We start from the raw sequence: 1041 nt of genomic DNA on the forward strand, positions 1-1041 counted from the left end.
CTTCGTCAAAGATCGCCCCGGTCACGACCGCCGCTACGCCATCGACGCCACCCGCCTCGAGCGCGAGCTGGGCTGGAAGCCGGCGGAAACCTTCGAGACCGGCATCCGCAAGACCGTGCGCTGGTACCTGGACAACCAGGACTGGGTGAACAACGTCACCAGCGGCGCATACCGTGAATGGGTAGGTAAGCAGTACGCATAAGCCACGCCTCTCTACCTCGAATTAGAAACTGACGGATCAGATAGCGACATGAAACGCAAAGGAATCATCCTCGCCGGCGGCTCCGGCACCCGCCTCCATCCGGCGACCCTGGCCATCTCCAAGCAGCTGCTGCCGGTCTACGACAAGCCGATGATCTACTACCCGCTCAGCACCCTGATGCTGGCGGGCATCCGCGACATCCTGATCATCTCCACCCCGCAGGACACCCCGCGCTTCGAGCAACTGCTCGGCGACGGCAGCCAGTGGGGCCTGAACCTGCAGTACGCCGTGCAACTGTCCCCGGACGGCCTGGCCCAGGCATTCCTGATCGGCGAAGAGTTCATCGGCAACGACCTCTGCGCGCTAGTGCTGGGTGACAACATCTACCATGGCCACGACTTCCAGGAACTGCTGGTCAACGCCATGCAGCGCGATGCTTGTGCCAGCGTGTTCGCCTATCACGTGCATGATCCGGAACGTTACGGCGTGGTCGAGTTCGATGCCGATGGCAAGGCCATCAGCCTCGAGGAGAAACCGGCCAAGCCGAAGTCCAGCTACGCGGTGACCGGCCTGTACTTCTACGACAACCAGGTGGTCGACATCGCCAAGAGCATCAAGCCCTCCGCCCGCGGCGAACTGGAGATCACCGACGTCAACAAGGCCTACCTGGAAGCGGGCAAGCTTTCCGTGGAGATCATGGGCCGCGGCTACGCCTGGCTGGACACCGGCACCCACGACTCCCTGCTGGAGGCCAGCCACTTCATCGCCACCCTGGAAAACCGCCAGGGCCTGAAGGTCGCCTGCCCCGAAGAGATCGCCTTCCGCCAGAAGTGGATCAG

At 62.9% G+C, this 1041-nt stretch carries 2 protein-coding genes; both read left to right on the forward strand.

All coding sequences use genetic code 11. The features are described from left to right. A partial coding sequence (locus DK254_RS03090) for a GDP-mannose 4,6-dehydratase (protein WP_177412020.1) occupies positions 1-202 on the forward strand: 202 nt, incomplete at its 5' end. Between the two features lie 48 nt (positions 203-250). Then, positions 251-1041: glucose-1-phosphate thymidylyltransferase RfbA (gene rfbA, locus DK254_RS34460; RefSeq protein WP_218281388.1), on the forward strand; the 791-nt coding region annotated here is incomplete at its 3' end.

It is taken from the genome of Pseudomonas sp. RW407 (genome assembly GCF_003176655.1).
GTDB lineage: Bacteria > Pseudomonadota > Gammaproteobacteria > Pseudomonadales > Pseudomonadaceae > Pseudomonas > Pseudomonas delhiensis.